The organism is Kocuria sp. JC486 (assembly GCF_011602805.1).
Classification (GTDB): Bacteria; Actinomycetota; Actinomycetes; order Actinomycetales; family Micrococcaceae; genus Kocuria; species Kocuria soli.
Map to the genome: position 1 here is coordinate 1 of NZ_JAAOZS010000032.1, position 16,522 is coordinate 16,522.

At 68.2% G+C, this 16,522-nt stretch carries 17 protein-coding genes; 9 read left to right on the forward strand and 8 right to left on the reverse strand.

The features are described from left to right. Positions 1–114: 114 nt before the first annotated feature. From GWK18_RS13495 to GWK18_RS12105, 4 genes are all read left to right on the forward strand, one after another. Complete coding sequence (locus GWK18_RS13495; protein ID WP_348535948.1) at positions 115–1,263, forward strand: GMC family oxidoreductase; 1,149 nt, start codon at positions 115–117, stop codon at positions 1,261–1,263. A 130-nt stretch (positions 1,264–1,393) separates the two neighbouring features. Beyond that, complete coding sequence (locus tag GWK18_RS12095; protein WP_166835525.1) at positions 1,394–2,365, forward strand: glycerate kinase; 972 nt, start codon at positions 1,394–1,396, stop codon at positions 2,363–2,365. A 3-nt stretch (positions 2,366–2,368) separates the two neighbouring features. Beyond that, positions 2,369–3,577 carry an MFS transporter gene (locus GWK18_RS12100; protein ID WP_123825894.1) on the forward strand — a complete coding sequence of 403 codons (1,209 nt, stop codon included), beginning with the start codon at positions 2,369–2,371 and terminating at the stop codon, positions 3,575–3,577. Positions 3,578–3,822: 245 nt separating this feature from the next. Then, positions 3,823–4,167: a hypothetical protein gene (locus tag GWK18_RS12105; protein ID WP_123825896.1), complete on the forward strand. Its 345-nt coding sequence runs from the start codon at positions 3,823–3,825 to the stop codon at positions 4,165–4,167. 24 nt (positions 4,168–4,191) lie between these two features. On the opposite strand, the gene GWK18_RS12110 is transcribed toward GWK18_RS12105, so the two are convergent. The 4 genes from GWK18_RS12110 to GWK18_RS12125 form a co-directional block, all read right to left on the reverse strand. Beyond that, positions 4,192–5,571 (reverse strand): glucose-6-phosphate dehydrogenase, encoded by a 1,380-nt coding sequence (locus tag GWK18_RS12110; RefSeq protein WP_123825898.1) that lies wholly within the window; start codon positions 5,569–5,571, stop codon positions 4,192–4,194. Between the two features lie 53 nt (positions 5,572–5,624). Then, positions 5,625–6,110: a VOC family protein gene (locus GWK18_RS12115; protein ID WP_123825900.1), complete on the reverse strand. Its 486-nt coding sequence runs from the start codon at positions 6,108–6,110 to the stop codon at positions 5,625–5,627. 11 nt (positions 6,111–6,121) lie between these two features. Further along, on the reverse strand, positions 6,122–6,469 hold the full coding sequence (locus GWK18_RS12120; protein ID WP_123825902.1) for a cupin: 348 nt from the start codon (positions 6,467–6,469) through the stop codon (positions 6,122–6,124). Positions 6,470–6,560: 91 nt separating this feature from the next. Then, positions 6,561–7,370 carry a VOC family protein gene (locus tag GWK18_RS12125; RefSeq protein ID WP_166835527.1) on the reverse strand — a complete coding sequence of 270 codons (810 nt, stop codon included), beginning with the start codon at positions 7,368–7,370 and terminating at the stop codon, positions 6,561–6,563. A 121-nt stretch (positions 7,371–7,491) separates the two neighbouring features. Here GWK18_RS12125 and GWK18_RS12130 point away from each other — a divergent pair, with 121 nt between their 5' ends. Next, positions 7,492–8,220 carry a response regulator transcription factor gene (locus tag GWK18_RS12130; RefSeq protein ID WP_348535949.1) on the forward strand — a complete coding sequence of 243 codons (729 nt, stop codon included), beginning with the start codon at positions 7,492–7,494 and terminating at the stop codon, positions 8,218–8,220. Positions 8,221–8,233: 13 nt separating this feature from the next. Then, positions 8,234–9,937, forward strand: coding sequence for a HAMP domain-containing sensor histidine kinase (locus GWK18_RS12135; RefSeq protein WP_166835529.1), 1,704 nt, complete (start codon positions 8,234–8,236; stop codon positions 9,935–9,937). Positions 9,938–9,958: 21 nt separating this feature from the next. Here GWK18_RS12135 and GWK18_RS12140 read toward each other — a convergent pair whose 3' ends face one another. Continuing rightward, on the reverse strand, positions 9,959–10,315 hold the full coding sequence (locus tag GWK18_RS12140; RefSeq protein ID WP_166835531.1) for a universal stress protein: 357 nt from the start codon (positions 10,313–10,315) through the stop codon (positions 9,959–9,961). A gap of 145 nt (positions 10,316–10,460) precedes the next feature. Here GWK18_RS12140 and GWK18_RS12145 point away from each other — a divergent pair, with 145 nt between their 5' ends. Beyond that, the gene (locus GWK18_RS12145) at positions 10,461–11,069 is read left to right on the forward strand and encodes a tripartite tricarboxylate transporter TctB family protein (protein WP_325049556.1); all 609 of its coding nucleotides are present in this window, start codon (positions 10,461–10,463) and stop codon (positions 11,067–11,069) included. Position 11,070: 1 nt separating this feature from the next. After that, positions 11,071–12,576: a tripartite tricarboxylate transporter permease gene (locus GWK18_RS12150; RefSeq protein WP_166835532.1), complete on the forward strand. Its 1,506-nt coding sequence runs from the start codon at positions 11,071–11,073 to the stop codon at positions 12,574–12,576. Positions 12,577–12,633: 57 nt separating this feature from the next. Here the strand turns inward: GWK18_RS12150 and GWK18_RS12155 are convergent, their stop codons facing one another. Both GWK18_RS12155 and GWK18_RS12160 read right to left on the reverse strand, forming a co-directional pair. Next, entirely contained in the window at positions 12,634–13,281 is a 648-nt protein-coding gene (locus tag GWK18_RS12155) for a TetR/AcrR family transcriptional regulator (protein ID WP_166835534.1), read from the reverse strand. Continuing rightward, a complete protein-coding gene (locus GWK18_RS12160; RefSeq protein WP_166835535.1) occupies positions 13,278–14,324 on the reverse strand; it encodes an NAD-dependent epimerase/dehydratase family protein in 1,047 nt (348 codons plus the stop codon). Before GWK18_RS12160 ends, GWK18_RS12155 begins: the two co-directional genes overlap by 4 nt. A 136-nt stretch (positions 14,325–14,460) precedes the next feature. Here GWK18_RS12160 and GWK18_RS12165 point away from each other — a divergent pair, with 136 nt between their 5' ends. Next, entirely contained in the window at positions 14,461–15,573 is a 1,113-nt protein-coding gene (locus GWK18_RS12165) for a saccharopine dehydrogenase NADP-binding domain-containing protein (protein ID WP_123825918.1), read from the forward strand. A gap of 55 nt (positions 15,574–15,628) precedes the next feature. On the opposite strand, the gene GWK18_RS12170 is transcribed toward GWK18_RS12165, so the two are convergent. Next, positions 15,629–16,306, reverse strand: a complete 678-nt coding sequence (locus GWK18_RS12170) for a response regulator transcription factor (RefSeq protein ID WP_166835537.1) — start codon at positions 16,304–16,306, stop codon at positions 15,629–15,631. Between the last annotated feature and the right edge of the window lie 216 nt (positions 16,307–16,522).

Genomic DNA, 16,522 nt, shown 5'->3' on the forward strand with positions numbered 1-16,522 from the left:
GAAGACCCGACCACGCCTTCGGCGCCGTCGTCAGTCGCTCTGGCGGCTTGACGAAAACCATAGAGGCACCCGGCGGGGCAGCAGCCCGCGCCCACCCGCGGGACCGATGGCCCGGTGCCCGTTCGACAGGACTACGTGCGCAACCCGATCTTCGATTCGATCATCGATGCGGCCGGGCAGGTCGGGGTGGAGTACAACCCCGACTACAACGCGGGGACCCTGGACGGGATCTCCCAGCAGCAGGTCAACGTCCGCGACGACCGCCGGTTCAACACGTGGATGGCGTTCCTCAAACCGATCCTGGACAACCCGTTGCTGACCGTCATCACCGGCGCCCACATTCAACGATTGGTGATCGAAGACGGCGCCGTGCGCGGTGTGCGCTACTCGCCCCTGGAGGACCCCGACGGCGTGGGTGAGGAGCTGCGGGCGGACGAGGTCATTCTGTGCGCGGGCGCCCTGGACACCCCCAAGATTCTGCTGCGCTCCGGTGTGGGCCCTGCTGAGCATCTCCGGGACGTCGGAATCACCGTCGAGGCGGACCTTCCCGTGGGGGAGAACCTGCACGACCACCTGTTGGCCCCGGTCATCGCCGAGACCACGGGGCGGGAGATCGAGCACCCGGAGACCGACTGGTCCGTGACCCAGACCCACCTGTTCTGGCGCTCGCGGCCTGACCTGTCCGAGCCCGACACCCAGCCCATTCACTTCTCCGTGCCGATGTACGACGACGGCATGGAGGGTCCCGCCAACGCCTTCACCTTGCACGCGGGTCTGGTCCGCCCCTACTCGCGGGGCACCGTGCGACTGACCGGCGCCAAGGTCTCCGACCCTGTCGAGCTGGATCCCAACATCTTCGAGGACCCACGGGACCTGCCCGCTCTGATGGCCTCCTTCCGGCAGGCGCGGGACATGGTTGCCGCGCCGGCGCTGGCGGAGGACTGGGGCGCCGTCGAGGTCTATCCGGGGGCCGAGGTCTCCGCGGGAGATGCAGAGGAGACCTACGTCAAGCGGTGGGTGACCACCTACCACCACCAGGTCGGAACGTGTCGGATGGGATCCGGGCCGGAAGCGGTGGTCTCCCCCGAGGACCTGCGGGTCCGCGGACTCGGCGGGGTGCGGGTGATCGATGCGTCGGTGATGCCCACCGTGCCCACGGGCAACACCAACGCACCCACGGCGATGATCGCGCTCAAAGGGGTCGCTGCGGTCTTGGGGATCGTATCGCCCGAGACTGCGCGCCCGGAAACGGGTGACCTGTGACGGTGCAGGTCTGACCCACCCCCGTGGGCGCGGCCCCGTCCGGTAGCGTGAACTGCGCCTCGGGCAGGTCGCGTCCACTTTCCGGTGAGCACTGCACGAGCGGTCCGTCGCCGAGCCCGGAAGGTCCAGAATGCGCGTGCTGATCGCCCCCGACAGCTTCAAGGGAACGTACACCGCGGTGGAAGTCGCCCGCGCCATCGCGGCCGGGGTACGCGAAGCGGGCGGCCAGCCGGTGGAACTGCCGGTCGCCGACGGCGGGGAGGGCACGATGTCGGCGGTGGCATCGACCACCGGTGCCACCCTCCATTCGGTCCAGGTGACCAATCCCTGGGGAGCGCCCGTGACGGCCGAGTACGCGATCACCCAGGACGGCACGGCCGTCGTCGAACTCGCCCAGGCCAGCGGGATCACCGTTCAACACGACGGCGCACGAGACGCCTTCACCGCGGACACCTACGGCACGGGGCAGGTCATCGTGGACGCGATCAAGCACGGGGCCCGGCGCATCCTGGTCTCGGCCGGTGGTTCCGCCACGAGCGACGGGGCCGAAGGCGCCATTCGGGCCATCGAGGAGGCCGGCGGGCTCACGGGCGTCCCGATCACCGTGCTCACGGACGTCACCACGCCCTTCGAACGCGCGGGAGAGGTGTTCGGACCCCAGAAGGGAGCGCATCCGGAAACTGTCGAACGGATCACCGCCAGACTCCGTGACCAGGCGGCGGCATTGCCACGTAATCCGCTGGGTGTTGCCCGCACGGGGGCCGCCGGTGGATTCTCCGGTGGCATGTGGGGCCGCTACGACGCCGAACTGGTCTCCGGTGCCGAATACGTCCTGGACTTCGTGGACTTCGACCACGCGGTGGCGCAGGCCGACGTCGTCGTGGTCGGAGAGGGCCGGTTGGACTCCCAGACGGGGGAGGGCAAGATCATCGACGCGATCCTGAACCGAGTCAACAGCGTGCGTCCGGGACTGCCCGTGGTCGCGGTCGTGGGATCCGTGGACGAGGACCTCGGCGCGTACCGCGAGAACTTTGCCGACGTGATCGTGGCGACTGATGCCGAGCGCATGCGGGCCGCCGGCCTGCGCATCGCGAGCCACTGAGGGATGGCACGCAATGCACTGACCTGGCTGTGGATGCTGTGCCTGGCCGGCGCCCTGACCCAGGGTGGACTGAACCTGCTGCGGCCCGTGACCAGTTACAAGCTGATCGCGCTGGGGGCCGGTCCGGTGACCATCGGTCTGGTGACGGCTGCCTACGCGCTGCTGCCGTTATTCGCGGCGGTGTGGTTGGGACGTGTGTCCGACCGCATGGCCTCCCTGCGGCTCATGTTGAGTGCGGGGGTTGCGGCCCTGACCCTGGGCGGCGTGGCCCTGGCCCTGGCCCCGAACATTGCGGTGGTCGCCGTTGCCAGCGCGCTGTTGGGCATGGGGCACCTGGCCTTCACCGTCGCCGGGCAAACCACGATCGCACGCACCGCGGCCAATGACGCCTTGGACGCCGGGTTCGGGTGGTTCACGGCCTCCTACTCCATGGGGCAGATGATCGGCCCGTTGCTGGGCGGCGCGCTCCTGGGGACGGCCTCCGTTGCGGTGGAGCCGGAGAGCATGGGGCGGGTGAATCTGGCGTTGTGGGTGGGTGCGCTGTTGGCCGCGGCGGCGCTGGGCCCGGTCGCCCTCAAGTTCGGTGGCGCGCCCTTGCGCGATGTCACCGCCTCCGCGGAGGAGGACGGCAGGCCGTCGGTGGCCCGCATCCTGGGCATGGGCGGTGTGGTGCCCTACATGGTGGCCTCCATGGGGCTGCTGGCCATGCTGGACATCCTCACGGCGTTCCTGCCCGTGGTGGCGGAACAGGCGGGCGTGGCGCCCGTCGTCGTCGGTGTCTTGCTGGCTATCCGTGGAGGGGCGTCGATCCTGTCGCGTGTGGTCCTGCCCTGGCTGTCCCGGCGCTTCCGGCGGACCGCCATGCTCAAGGCGAGCCTGGTCATCTCGGCCACCACCCTGGCCGTGCCGCCTTTGTTCATCCAGAACGAATGGCTCGCGGCGCTCTTCCTTGCCGCGGGCGGGTTCTTCCTTGGCCTGGGGCAGCCGCTGACCATGACCATGATCACGACGACGGTCCCGGACAGTTGGCGGGGTTCGGCCCTGGCCGTGCGCCTCATGGCCAACCGACTGGGTCAGGTCGGAATGCCAGTCCTGGCCGGCGCGGTGGCCGCACCGTTGGGTCCTGCGGCGGCGATCTGGATGACCTGCGCGGTCCTGGCGGGTTCCGGGGTGGAACGGATTGTGAGAGACCGGCCACAGTCAGGGGTCTGAGTCCCGGTCGCCTCGAACCCGCTGACCAGGGCATTTGGGTGCCGCCCAGAACGAATCCAGGGCGTTCACCGGTCCCGTCGATCGGAATCACCGAAGCATCCCACGATGTGTCCATAGGGCCCGAGCACACTTCAGTGCACGCCCACCGTTCGGGTGATGCACGGGGATGAACGATCCCGGTGTGCCACAGCACCCGCCCGGTGGGCTGCCAAGCCCCATATTGGAACCGACCCCCAGGAGTCACCGTGGCCGCCCTGACCCGCGCCGTACAGAACGCTCGCACGAGCACCCGATCCGAGTTGACGGGGAGGGTGGTGAAAGTACTCGGCCCGCACTGTGCTGCCCTGCTCGCCGAGCGCACCGGCAGCGGTGACACCTTGGACGAGGAAGTCGTGCTGCACGGACCCGAAGGTTGGACGCGGGACCTGTGTGCGGGACAGTCCGTGCACGCCGTCGGCGAGTGGGCGGAGATCGATTGGCGTGCCTGGAGCACTCGCGAGCGATCCCGGTTCCTGGGTGTTCCTGATCGGCTGCAGTTCCGGGTGAACACCGCCGATGTCCACGGCATCCCCGTCCCCCGGGCGGCCTGAGGCGCGCTCCGGTCCGGCCCGGTTTCAGGCGGGCCCGGCGGACCCCGCCGGGTAGTCCTGCACCGGCACCGCACCGTTGGCGATTCCCGTGATCGCGGGCTCCACGATGCGCCATCCCTGTTCCGCGGCGTCCCCGTGGACGGAGAAGGCCGGATTGCCGTCCAGCAGCCACCGCACGACGTTGCCGTAGGCGCCCAGCGTCTGAGTGCCCGTCGAGGAGGACAGGGACAGCCGCGTGAGACCACGGACGTCGAAGGGCCCACCGGCGTTGACTTCCATCGTGATCTCACCGTCCTGGAAACCCAGACGGAGGACGTTCGGAGCCCCCTCGCTGACGCCGTCGATGATCTGGGGCGCCGGTCGGAAACGCACGACGATCTCCTGTCTGGGAGAGCCGATGGCCTTCCCCGAACGCAACGTGACGGGCACGCCGTTCCATCGCCAGGTGTCGACCTCCACCGTGATCTGGCCGAAGGTCTCCGTGCGGCGGGACGGGTCCACGCCCTCCTCCGCGACGTAGTCCGGGAGGTCGCGACCGCCGACCGATCCGGCGGTGTATCGCCCGGCCACCACGGAGTCCTCGACCGCACCCGCCAAGTGGGTGTGGCGCAGGACGTGGCTGACCAACGCGGGGATTTCGTCGTCGTCCAGGGCCGCGGGCGGGCTCATCATCAGCACCCCCATCACCTGGAGCAGGTGTGACTGGAGCATGTCCCGGATCGCTCCGGTGCTGTCGTAGAACTCGGCCCGGCCTTCCAGCCCCAGGGTTTCGTCGAAGGTGATCTGGATGGACTCGACGTGCTCCCGGTTGAGTACAGGCTCCAGGATCCGGTTGGCCAGACGCAGTCCCACCATGTCCAGTACGGCGGGCATGCCCAGGAAATGATCGACGCGCAGGATCCGGTCCTCCGGGACGATGCGGGCGGCCGCCTTGTTGAGCGCTGCCGCACTCTCCTGGTCCGTCCCGATCGGCTTCTCCAGGGCGATCCACAAATCGTCCAGTCCCTCGATTTCCGAGAGCGTGCCCAGTGCTTTTTCGGTGACGGCCGGGGGCAACGCGTAGTACAGCACCACGCGGCCCTCGACGACGGCGAGCAGGTCCCGTAGGTCGGACAGATCGGTGGTGTCGCCCTGGACGTAACGAGTCTTGGCCAGCGTCCTCTCCACGGCCGGTCCGTGGGCCTCCACCGACTCGAACGCCTCGCGGACGGTTTCCGCCCAGTTCGGGTGTTCCCTTCGCGCCGTTCCCACGACCAGGACCTCTCGATCCGGTTCCAGCGTGAGCACTTGTCCGAGACCGGGCAGGAGCAAGCGTTCGGTCAGGTCGCCGCTGGCCCCGACGATCACCAAGGTGATCGGCCGGGCATGGTTGCGATGACGGGCGACGCCGTGCGAGGTGTCCATGAACAGGAGCCTACTTATCAATGCGGTAGGTACGCGTCATCCGCCCCTGGGCATCAGGCCGGGTCGCCCGCCGCGGCGCGCTGCATGACCGAGGCGTCCAGGCGGGTCATGGTCATCATGGCCTCGACGGCGCGTTTGGCGGCCGCGCGGTCCTCCAGCATGAACAACTCGTTGACCCCTGGCGGCACGATCTGCCAGCTCAGCCCGAACTTGTCCTTGCACCACCCGCAGGGAGCCTCGGACCCTTCACGGGTCAGCTCGGTGTAGTACCGATCCGCCTCCTCCTGCGAATCGCACTCGAGCACGACGGAAACGGCTTCGTCGACCGCGAAGTGCGGTCCGCCGTTGATGATCTGGATGTTCTGGTCGCCGATCCGGAAATCCACCACCAGGACCTGCCCCTCCGTGGTGTGCGGGTTGCCGCCGGGGTCGGTCATGACGTTCGTGATCTCGCAGTCCTCGAACACGGACGCGTAGTACTCGGCGGCCTCCAGACCGTTGTCGTCGAACCACAATGACGTCGCGGTTTTGCGTGCCATGGCTGCTGCTCCTATTCGGCGTCGTCGTGACTGGTGCTTCCGGGGAGTCCCGTCACGGTGGTCAGCAGGAACACGGAGTCCTCGTGCGCCGTGACGCCGTGGCGGTGATGGGTCAGGGCGGCGATCTGTCCTTGGGAGAGCTCGTCCGTCTCCTGGGCCGTGACGGCGAGCCTTCCCTCGAGGACCAGAATGCTCGCGGCCGGCGGGGAGTTGTGTTCGGCCAACTGGGTGCCCGCGGTCAGGGCCAGCAGCGTCTGCCGCAAGGGTCCGTCGTGGATCAGGAGGCGAGCTGCCCGACCGTTCTCGTTGGAGCGGGCCTCGGCCATCAATTCGCGTGCTGTGCTCTGAAACGTGTCCATGGCCACAGTCTTCCTCAGGTGGTGGGCCTCACGCATTCTGTGCCCGGGCGGGTGCGCGGGGAAACCCGCGCACCCGCCCGCAGCGGCCGTGTCAGTGGTACTGCGCAGGAATTTCCAGGAGCTGGAAGGAGGCCCCTTGAGGGTCGGCCACGGTGGCCAACCGCCCCCAGGGGGAGTCCACGGGCCCGTCCAGCAGGGCACCGCCCAGGGCGTCGACCTGGGCCAGGGACTCGTCCAGGTTCGCCACGCCGAAGTACACCCGCCAGTACGAGTCGACGTCGTCCGGCAGGAAACCGGCCGCGTCACACATTCCAGCCGCAGTGCGCTCGCCGGTGCCGTGCGTGACGTACCGGAAGTCGGCGTCTTCACCGGGCATCGCGTGAAGATCCCACTCAAGTGCGTCCCGGTAGAAGACCGACGCCGCGTCGAAGTCCTTGGTCATGGTCTCGAACCACACGGGTGCACCCAGGGTGGCGCAGATTTCCAGGCCGTCGAACGTGTCGGGCTGCCACAGACCCACGACGGCGCCCGCGGGGTCACTCAGAACCGCCATGCTCCCCAGGTCGCCGACGGGCATCGGCGGGAGGAGCAGCTGACCGCCGTGTTCCGTGACGGCTGCGCAACGGGCCTCGATGTCATCCGTGCGCAGGTACACCGTCCAGTTGGTGGGTGCCTGCGGCTTTTCGGTGGGTCCTTCGGGCCCGGAGAGCGAGGTCATGGCGCCCGCGACCGGGAGCCCGTCCCTGAGCACCACGCGGTAGCCGCCGAATTCGGGGTTGCCCTCCGGGAACTCCCACCCCAGCAGCTGCGAGTAGAACGCGATCGCGCCGCCCACGTCGTGCGTGGTCAAACCGATCCAGACCGGGCCGCCTTCGACGGCCACCGGTTTCTGCGCGGGCATGCGCACTCCTTCCGTCCTGACCGGGGCCGATCCCCGGCGAGTGAGGATCAGGATAGGGCCCAGGCACGGGTGGGCTCGGAGGAATCTCTGGAAAGATGTCGCCTGACCCGTAAGGAGTACCGTGAGCCTTCCTTCCTTGAACCTTCCCGCCCTGTCGCATCCCGACGGGTCACCCGTCCGGGTACTGGTCGTCGACGACGAACCCTCCCTGGCGGATCTGGTGGCCATGGGGTGCCGCATGGTCGGGTGGGAGACCCGCATCGAGCACGCCGGCCGCGCCGCCGTCGAACAGGCCAAGGAATTCGTGCCCGACGTCCTGGTCCTGGACTGGATGCTCCCCGAATACGACGGCCCGGAGGTGTTGGCCAAGATCCGTCGCACACAGCCGCACGTCCCCGCCCTGTTCCTGACGGCCAAGGACTCGGTCGAGGACCGGATCGCGGGCCTGTCGGCCGGGGGCGACGACTACGTCACCAAGCCGTTCTCCATCGAGGAGGTCCTGCTGCGTCTGCACCGCCTGGTGGAACGCTCCGGAGTGACCGCCCAGGAGGCCGACGAACTCGTCGTCGGGGACCTGGTGCTCAACGTCAGCACCCGGGAATGCACCCGCGGCGGGGAGCAGATCGAATTGACGGACACCCAGTTCCAGCTGCTGCGCTACCTCATGGAGAACCCCAGGGCCGTGCTCTCCAAGTCCCGGATCCTGGACGCCGTATGGGACTACGACTTCCAGGGGCAGGCCAACATCGTGGAGCTCTACATCTCTTACCTGCGCAAGAAGATCGACGCCGGGCGCGACCCCATGATTCACACGGTCCGGGGTGCCGGGTACGTGATCCGACCCGCGTGAACGGCACGTCCGCATGAGCCAGAGACTCCCGTTCCGCAGGACCTTGGCCTTCCGCACCGTTGCCGGTGTGGTCCTGTTGCTGGCGGCGGTGCTGACCGTCACCGGACTGGCCATCACGGCCACGGCCGAACGCACCCTCGACTCGCAGCTCGATGATTCGGTGCGGCAGGCCATGGCTCGCTCGGCTGCGTTCACCGGCGGGGACCCGGCGCTCGCGGAACAACCGGCCGCGGGCCCGTCGCCGGGCGCATCGCCGATGCCCACGCCGGGGAGCACAAGCACGGCCCAACCGGAGGAGTCGGGAGGGGACAGCGCTCATTGGGACCGCGATCCCCTGGAGACCCCGGGGCAACCGGTGGGCGTCGTGTCCGTCGTCGTGGAGAACGGCAAGGTCCAGCGGGCCACCTGTCTGAGCGACGAAGGCTCCGCCGAGGAGCTGTCCGATGCGGACGTCGAACTCTTGACCACCGCGGGAATCGTCAACGACGTGTCGGCCGCGACCCCGGAGGAGATTGAGCACGCCCCGCTGAAGGACATCGAACTCTCCAGAGGGAATTACCGCGTGGGGGTTGCGGGGCCACTTTCCCAGGCCGGAGCACCGGCCGCTCCCACGCAGGACACGGACTCCGGCACCGCTGAGTCACAGCGGTACGTGATCACCGGCCTGCCCTCTCAGCAGGTCGATCACACGCGGGACGTCCTGTTGGCCACCATCCTGGGCGGTTCGGCCGCAGCGCTCCTGGTGACCGCTCTGCTCGGATTCTGGTGGATCCGGCGATCACTGCGTCCGCTGGCCAAGGTGTCGGAATCCGCCGCCGACGTGGCCGCCCTGCCGCTGGAGTCGGGCGAAGTCCCGGTTCGGGACCACCTGGTCCGCGGTGACCTGGCACAGCCGGGTACGGAGATCGGCGACGTCGGGTATGCGCTGAACCTCCTGTTGACCAACATCGACGACGCACTGCAGCAACGCAACGCGTCGGAGGCCCAACTCCGCCAGTTCGTGGCGGACGCCTCCCACGAGCTCCGGACGCCGTTGGCCTCAGTGCGCGGCTACGCGGACATGCTGCGGTTGAGCGAACAGCTCTCTCCGCAGGGGCGGGCCTCCCTCGACCGTCTCCTGGCGCAGGCCCAGCGGATGGGTGGCCTGGTCGAGGACCTTCTGCTGCTCGCCCGGCTCGACGCGGGCCGGGCACCCGAGTGCAAGGAGGTGGACCTGGGGGAGATCGTGGCCGAAGCGGTCATGGACGCCAGCGCCGCCGGAGCCGATCACCGATGGGACCTGGACGTCCCGCCGGAACCAGTCACGGTTTCAGGGGATTCGCGGCAGCTGGCCCAGGTGGTGGCCAACCTCCTGTCCAATGCCCGCAAACACACTCCCGCGGGCACCCGGGTGACCGTCACCCTGGAGTCCGCCGGGCCCCAGGCGATCCTGCACGTCGACGACGACGGCCCCGGTGTGCCGGCGGAGTTGCAGGAGCACCTGTTCGACCGGTTCGCGCGGGGTGACCAGGCACGGACTCACGCACCGTCGGGTGATGAGACACGCGAGGGCACCGGTGAAGATTCGACCGATTCCGCAGTGGAAGGTTCTACGGGACTGGGCCTGGCGATCGTGCGGACCGTCGTGCAGGCCCACGGGGGCGAAGCCACGGTCATCTCGCCGCGGCCCGGTTCCCGTCGCGGGACCCGTTTCACGGTGCGGTTACCTCTCGCGTGACCTGACCAGGGAGGCCTCAGTTCACCTGGTCGACTTGACCGCCAGGACCGGCGCGTTGGCCTCGAGCAGCAACTGCTGTGCTGCGCTGCCCAGGAACAGCTTGCCCACGGGGCTGCGGTGCTTGATCCCGACGACGATCAGCGAGGCATCCACCTCACCGGCCACATCGAGCAGGTCACCCGTGGCGTCGCGGCCGCGGGGCTCGGGGAAGCGGTGGGCCACCGACACTCCCTCCAGCTCCGGGGTGTCCGGGTCCAACTGCTGACCGTCCAACTGGAAGATCACAGCGTCCTCGCCGCGGCGCTTGGCTTCGACAAGCCCTGCCGCCAGGGCGGCTTCACTCTCGGGGCTGTTGCTACGGGCGATGACGACGGTCATTGGTCCTCCATGGTCCGGGCTGGCAGTATGCTTCCCTGTGACCTGCATCATACTGGTGCGGCGGGGGTGATTTCCTCGCATCGTTCCGGTAGGTCCTCGCACCACTTCGCGGCCCTGTAACCCACGGATCACCCCAAGGACCATTGTGAGCCCATCCTCCACGAACAACGCTCCGGAGCATTCCGGGCACCCGCCCGCGGTCCGAGTGCCGGAGGCGGACGGCCCCGTGGCCGTCGGTGAACCGCGGACGTCTCAGACCCCGGAGCGCTCCGGGTTCATGGCGGGTCGCAGCGGCTTGGTGGTTCCCCTGGTCCTGGCCGGAATCAGCACGTATCTGGTGTACGGCATCGTGACGATGTCCGTCCCCGAGGACACGGAGTTCCCCGGCCCCCGGTTCTACCCGCTGCTGCTGGCGGTCGCGGGTTACGTGTTGGCGCTGCTGCTGGTTCTGGAGATTGTGCGCAAGCCGTCCCCGCCGGACGAGAGCAACAGCCTGGGTGTCTACCGCTTCCATTCGGACTGGACAGCACTGGCCTGGCTGGTCGGCGGGTTCCTGGTGTTCTCCGTGGGCCTGGAGTTCCTGGGGTGGATCATTGCCGCGGCGCTGCTGTTCTGGTGTGTGGCGCGCGGGGTTGGTAGTCGGCGTCCGCTGTTCGACATCTCCCTGGCCCTGGTGGTCTCGAGTTTGATCTATCTGGCCTTCGCCGTCGGCCTGGGGCTAAATCTTCCGTCCGGCTTGTTGGGAGGGCTCTGACATGGAATCACTGGGCATGTTGGCCGAAGGTTTCCAGGGCGCACTGACGCCCATGAACCTCCTGTGGGTGCTGGTCGGGTGTCTCCTGGGCACCGCGGTGGGTGTTCTGCCCGGGCTCGGTTCGTCCATGGCCGTGGCGCTGCTGCTGCCCATGACGTTCGCGCTGGATCCCACGGCGGCGTTCATCATGTTCGCCGGCGTCTACTTCGGCGGTCTCTTCGGCGACTCCACCATGGGCATCCTGATGAACACCCCGGGGCAGGGCTCTGCCATCGCCTCGACCTTCGAGGGGCACAAGATGGCCCTCAACGGGAGGGCCCCGCAGGCCTTGGCCACCGCGGCGATCGGTGCGTTCATCGGCGGCATGACGGCCTCGATCGTGGTGGTGTTCCTGGCCCCCAAGCTCGCCGAACTCTCCGCGCTGTTCGGCCCGCAGGAGTTCTTCGCCTTGGCCCTGTTCGCCTTCGTCGCCACGTCGTCGGTGGTGTCCGACTCCGCCATCAAGGGCCTGGCCTCCTTGGTCATCGGACTGGCCATCGCCACGATCGGTATCGACGCGATGTCGGGTGTGGAGCGCTTCACTCTGGGCGCGCCGCAGATCTTCGACGGGATCTCGCTGGTCACCGTGACCGTCGCGATCCTGGCGCTGGGCGAGGTGCTGCAGGTCGCGTCGCGGATCAAACGCGACCGCGACGGCAAGCAGGTCGATGCCTCCGGGCGCCCCTTCCTGAAGGCTCATGAGCTCAAGGAGGCCGCCCCGGCCTGGGCCCGTGGCACCGCGATCGGTCTGCCCTTCGGCGTCATTCCCGTCGGAGGATCGGAGGTGCCCACCTTCATGGCCTACGACGTCGAACGCCGCCTGGACCGCCGTCGGCACGACCCGCAGTTCGGCAAGGGCGCGATCCGTGGTCTGGCCGCGCCCGAAGCTGCGGGCAACGCGACCACCGGAACCGCCATGGGTGCGCTGCTGGCCCTCGGGTTGCCGGTGTCCTCGACCGCGGCGATCATGCTCGCGGCCTTCCAGCAGTACGGTCTACAGCCCGGTCCGTTGCTGTTCGAACGAGCGCCGGATCTGGTGTGGGCGTTGCTGGCCAGCTTCTTCGTGGCCATGGTCGTCCTGCTGATCCTCAACCTGCCGTTCGCCCCGCTGTGGTCCAAGCTGCTGCTGATCCCCAAGCCGTACCTCTACGCGGGAATCACCGTGTTCTGTGGTTTGGGCGTCTACGCGACCTCGGGCCGGATCTTCGACCTGCTCCTGCTTCTGGGCCTGTCCCTGCTCGGCTTCCTCATGCGCCGCTACGACGTGCCGTTGGCACCGCTCATGATCGGCATGGTCCTGGGGCCGCTGGCCGAGTCCAGCCTGCGCGATGCGCTGCTGAGTTCGGGCGGTGACTGGTCCGTTCTGGTGACCGGATCCATCCCGCTGGTGCTGTACGGCGTGCTGCTGATCATCATCGCCCTGACCGTCCGGTCCAAGGTGGTCAACCGCACCGCGCGGGACGTCTGACACAGCGGTCGACGTCGCGCGTTGCTCGCGTCCCCGGCTGATGGCGGTGCGAGGTCCTCAGTCAACGGTCGAGGTGGCGGTGGAGGGTGCTCCTTGTGTTGCGGCGCCGGAGGTGACCGTGAGCGTGCCTGCCAGGCCGAGCGCCCATTGCCGGGCAGGCCTTGGGGCCCGCGGTGACAGTGAAGTCGCCCTGTGCAGGAGACAACCACCGAGCACCATGTCGGCCAGGGCATCAGCCTGGGGCTGGTCCGCTCCCGCCAGCTCTCCGCGTGTGACCGCGCGGTCGATGATCTCGGCGAGGACGTCACGGGTGGGTTGCAGCAGAACCTCGTCCAACACCCCGAGCAGTTCGGGGTCGTGCTGAGCCTCGGCGAGCAGCCCGAGGATGACCGGGCCGACCTGTGCCATCAGCTCCTGCAAGCACTCGATCTCGGCCGTCAGATCGCCGACCAGGGACCCGGTGTCCCCCAGGTCACTCCCGTCGTCGTCGTTGACGGGGGAGAAGGTCCGTGCGGCGGCGAGCACCAGGTCTCGTTTGCTCGGCCACCTGCGGTAGAGGCTGGCGGTCGAGGCGCCCACGTGCTTGGCAATGGCCGCCATGGACACGGCACGGTAGCCGTGGGTGGAGATCAGTTCGACGGTGGCCTGGAGGAAACGGGCCTCCAGGGTTGTGTCCACGGGTCTGCCCATGGGGCGGCCGCTCATGCTTGTGTGTCTTCCAGCTGGGTCAGCATCTCGCGCAGGCCGTTGTCGAGGCTTCGGTAGGTGACGCCGAGCTCGTCCTGGGTGCGCGTGGTGGCCAGGTGAAGGGGGTGACCGATGTTGTCGCGCGCGTAGTCCCGGGTCAGCCCGATGAGTGGCGCGATGAGGACAGCAAGGGGCTTCGGCAGGGCGCGGGTGGCCACGAGGCCCGGCCGCGCCGCGTGTGGTCGGAGCAGCCGTCCGACGCGCACCAGGTCGCTGGCTTCTGCAGCTACCAGGTATCGGCCGTGGGCGGTGGGGGTGTAGGCGGCGGCCAGGTGCGCGGCAGCGATGTCACGGACGTCGACGAACGTCATGGCCAGGTTCGGCACCCCGAATCGGCCGCGGCCATCGGTGAGTTGTCCCACGATGGTGAAGCTGTCGCTCGTGGGCTTGTCGTTGAGGGAGGGGCCCAACACCAGGGCGGGATTGACGGTGACCAGGTCCCACCGGCCCTGCCCCTCGGCGAGGTCCCAGGCGGTCTTCTCCGCCATCGTCTTGGAGTACGAGTAGGGCTCGTGGGTGAGGCTGGACGTCGTGTTCCAGCAGGATTCGTCCAGCTTGCCGTCGGTGGTGGACAGTTCGGCGGCGTCGCCATACATCGCGGCGACCGAACTCGTGAGGACCACGCGACGCACGCTTGGGGTGCGGTTGGCCGTGGTGAGGACGTTCGTCGTTCCCCGGACGGCCGGATCGACGAGATCCCGCTGGGCGTCCTTGACGTCCCGCACGAACGGGGAGGCGGTGTGGAAAACCACCCGGGTGTCCTGCATGGCCCGGTCGAAGGAGCCCTCGGTCAGTAGGTCTGCATCGAAGAAACGGATCTGCCCGGGGGACTGATCGGCAATAGCGGTCAAATGCGCCAGTCGCGCGGAATCGGAGGAATCGCGCACTGTGGCATGAACCGTCACGCCTGCCTCGAGCAATGACTTGATGATCCATCCGGCAACGTATCCGGTTGCGCCGGTGACAAGGGCGGGGGCGGTGGTGTCGACGTGGTGGTTCACGGCTTCTCTTTCATCGGGTGTGAACCAGACTGCCTCCCAATAGAAAAGAAATCAAGTCGTTTCATAAGTGATAGAGTCGGCGCAGGAGCGGGATCAGTTGCCCACCCGCCGCGATTCCGATCGATCGGAGAGTGTCATGGACACATCAGCCAACCGCCGCATCATCCTGCTGGGTGCCACCGGATACACCGGAGGCCTGGTCGCCCAGGAGTTGGTCGACCAGGGCGCTCGACCGGTGCTCGCCGGCCGTGATGCAGGTCGACTGCAGGACCTTGCAACCCAACTGGGCGGCCTGGAGACCGCAGTGGCCGACGCGGGTGATCCGGACAGCCTCCAGCCCCTCATGGGCCCCGGGGACGTGGTCATCTCCACGGTGGGTCCCTTCGAGCGGTTCGGGCACCACGTGGCGGAGACCGCGGCACGTGCGGGCAGCCACTACCTGGATTCGACCGGCGAGGTCGGCTTCGTCCAAGGCCTGGTGGACAACCTGGACGGCACGGCCAAGGCATCGGGCTCAACCATGCTCCCGGCCTTCGGCTTCGACTACGTCCCGGGGCTGCTCGCCGGTGCGCTCGCGGCCCGAGACGCCGGTCCCGAGATCGACACCCTGCGTATCGGCTACTTCCACATCGGGCCCATGAACCCCCTGGTGGACCTGAGCGCGGGGACGCGGCAAACTCTGCTCGACGCCGGCGGAACACGCATGCCCATGTGGCGCAACGGCACCTCGGTTCAGGTGCGCCCCGGGTCGGCCAGTGCAACGTTCACGGTGGCCGGGCAGCGGCGGAGAGCCGTCAGGCTGAGTGGAACCGAGGTCGTTTTCCTACCTCGTGGTGTTCCCGGTCTGCGCACCGTGGACGTCTACAACGGATGGTTCCCCGCTCGCCCGGCCCAGGCGTTGATGGCCGCATCCGGTGTGACGGCCAAGCTCCCGCGAGTGCCCGGGGCTCTTGCCGACAAGGTGAAGGGTCGGATCGTCGGCCACGGCGGGCCCGATGCGCAGCGGCGTGAGCGCCAACGCATGGGCGTTGTGGCAGTGGCCCTCGCGTCCGACGGCACCGAGCTGGCCGAGGTGCACCTGGAAGGCCCCAACACCTACACCCTCACGGGGCGCCTGTTGGCTTGGGGTGCGCGGGAACTCGCGGCCGACACCTTCCCCCACGGCGTGTGGAGCCCCGTGGAGGCCTTCGGGCTGCAGCGGCTCAGCGACGGTGCAGCGCAGCTCGGACTGACCCGTGTGGATCACTGACGACTCCCAGCAGGTGGGCCGTTGACTACGCCGCGCGCGTGGGCCGCTGCGCCGCTTACTCTGCCGCCTCCAGTCGATAGCCCACGCCGCGGACCGTTTTGAGGCAGTTCTTGGTGTCGTGCTCGGCCAGTTTGGTTCGCAGCCCGGACACGGCCTGATCGACCACGTTGGACTCGAGTTGCTCGGCCGGATCCCAGACGGATTCGAGCAGCTGGTCCCGCGTCAACGTCCGGCCCGCGTTGCGCACCAGGACCGTGAGGAGCCTGAACTGGACCGGCGTCAGGTCGAGTTCCCGGTCGTGGGCCAGGGCCCGATGCCCCATGAGGTCCACTCGCAGGGGCCCGTTGCTGAGTTCATCGGGTTCCCACGTTGCCGGCCGCCGCGTCAGTGCTCGCAGACGTGCGCGCATCTCCACCACGCTCACGGGGGTGGGGACGACGTCGTCGGCACCGGCTTCCAGCGTCTTGGCCACGGCTTCGCCGTCGGCCTCGTGCGCCAGGACGAACACGGGGGTGTGAATTCCGTCCGCGCGCAGGGTTCGGGTGACCAGGGTGTCGTAGGTGCCTGCAGCCTCGACCGTGATCACGACGGCGTCGGGTTGGAGGTCCACGCAGGACCAGGAGAGTTCCGAGGGGCGTTCGATCCGCTGCACGGTGTCCGCGGCATCGGCCCATTCTGGCGTCGTCGATCGGCTGGCACCCGCGGAAGTCAGGTCCACAGTGAAAACTCGCATGAAAAAAATATCGACGGACTTCCTGTGCCGAGCCTGTGGCGGTTGCTTGCCCTGCCTGAGCACTTCTCCACACCTCTGACCAAGGCGCACGGCGGTGGAAAGGGCCCACACGTTCGGCCGGGCTGATGACGACGGCGTTCCGGGGGGGTGCCTCTATGGTTTCCGTCAAGCGGCCAGGGCCACCGGTGACGGGGTCTGAGACTCGGTGGGGTCTTG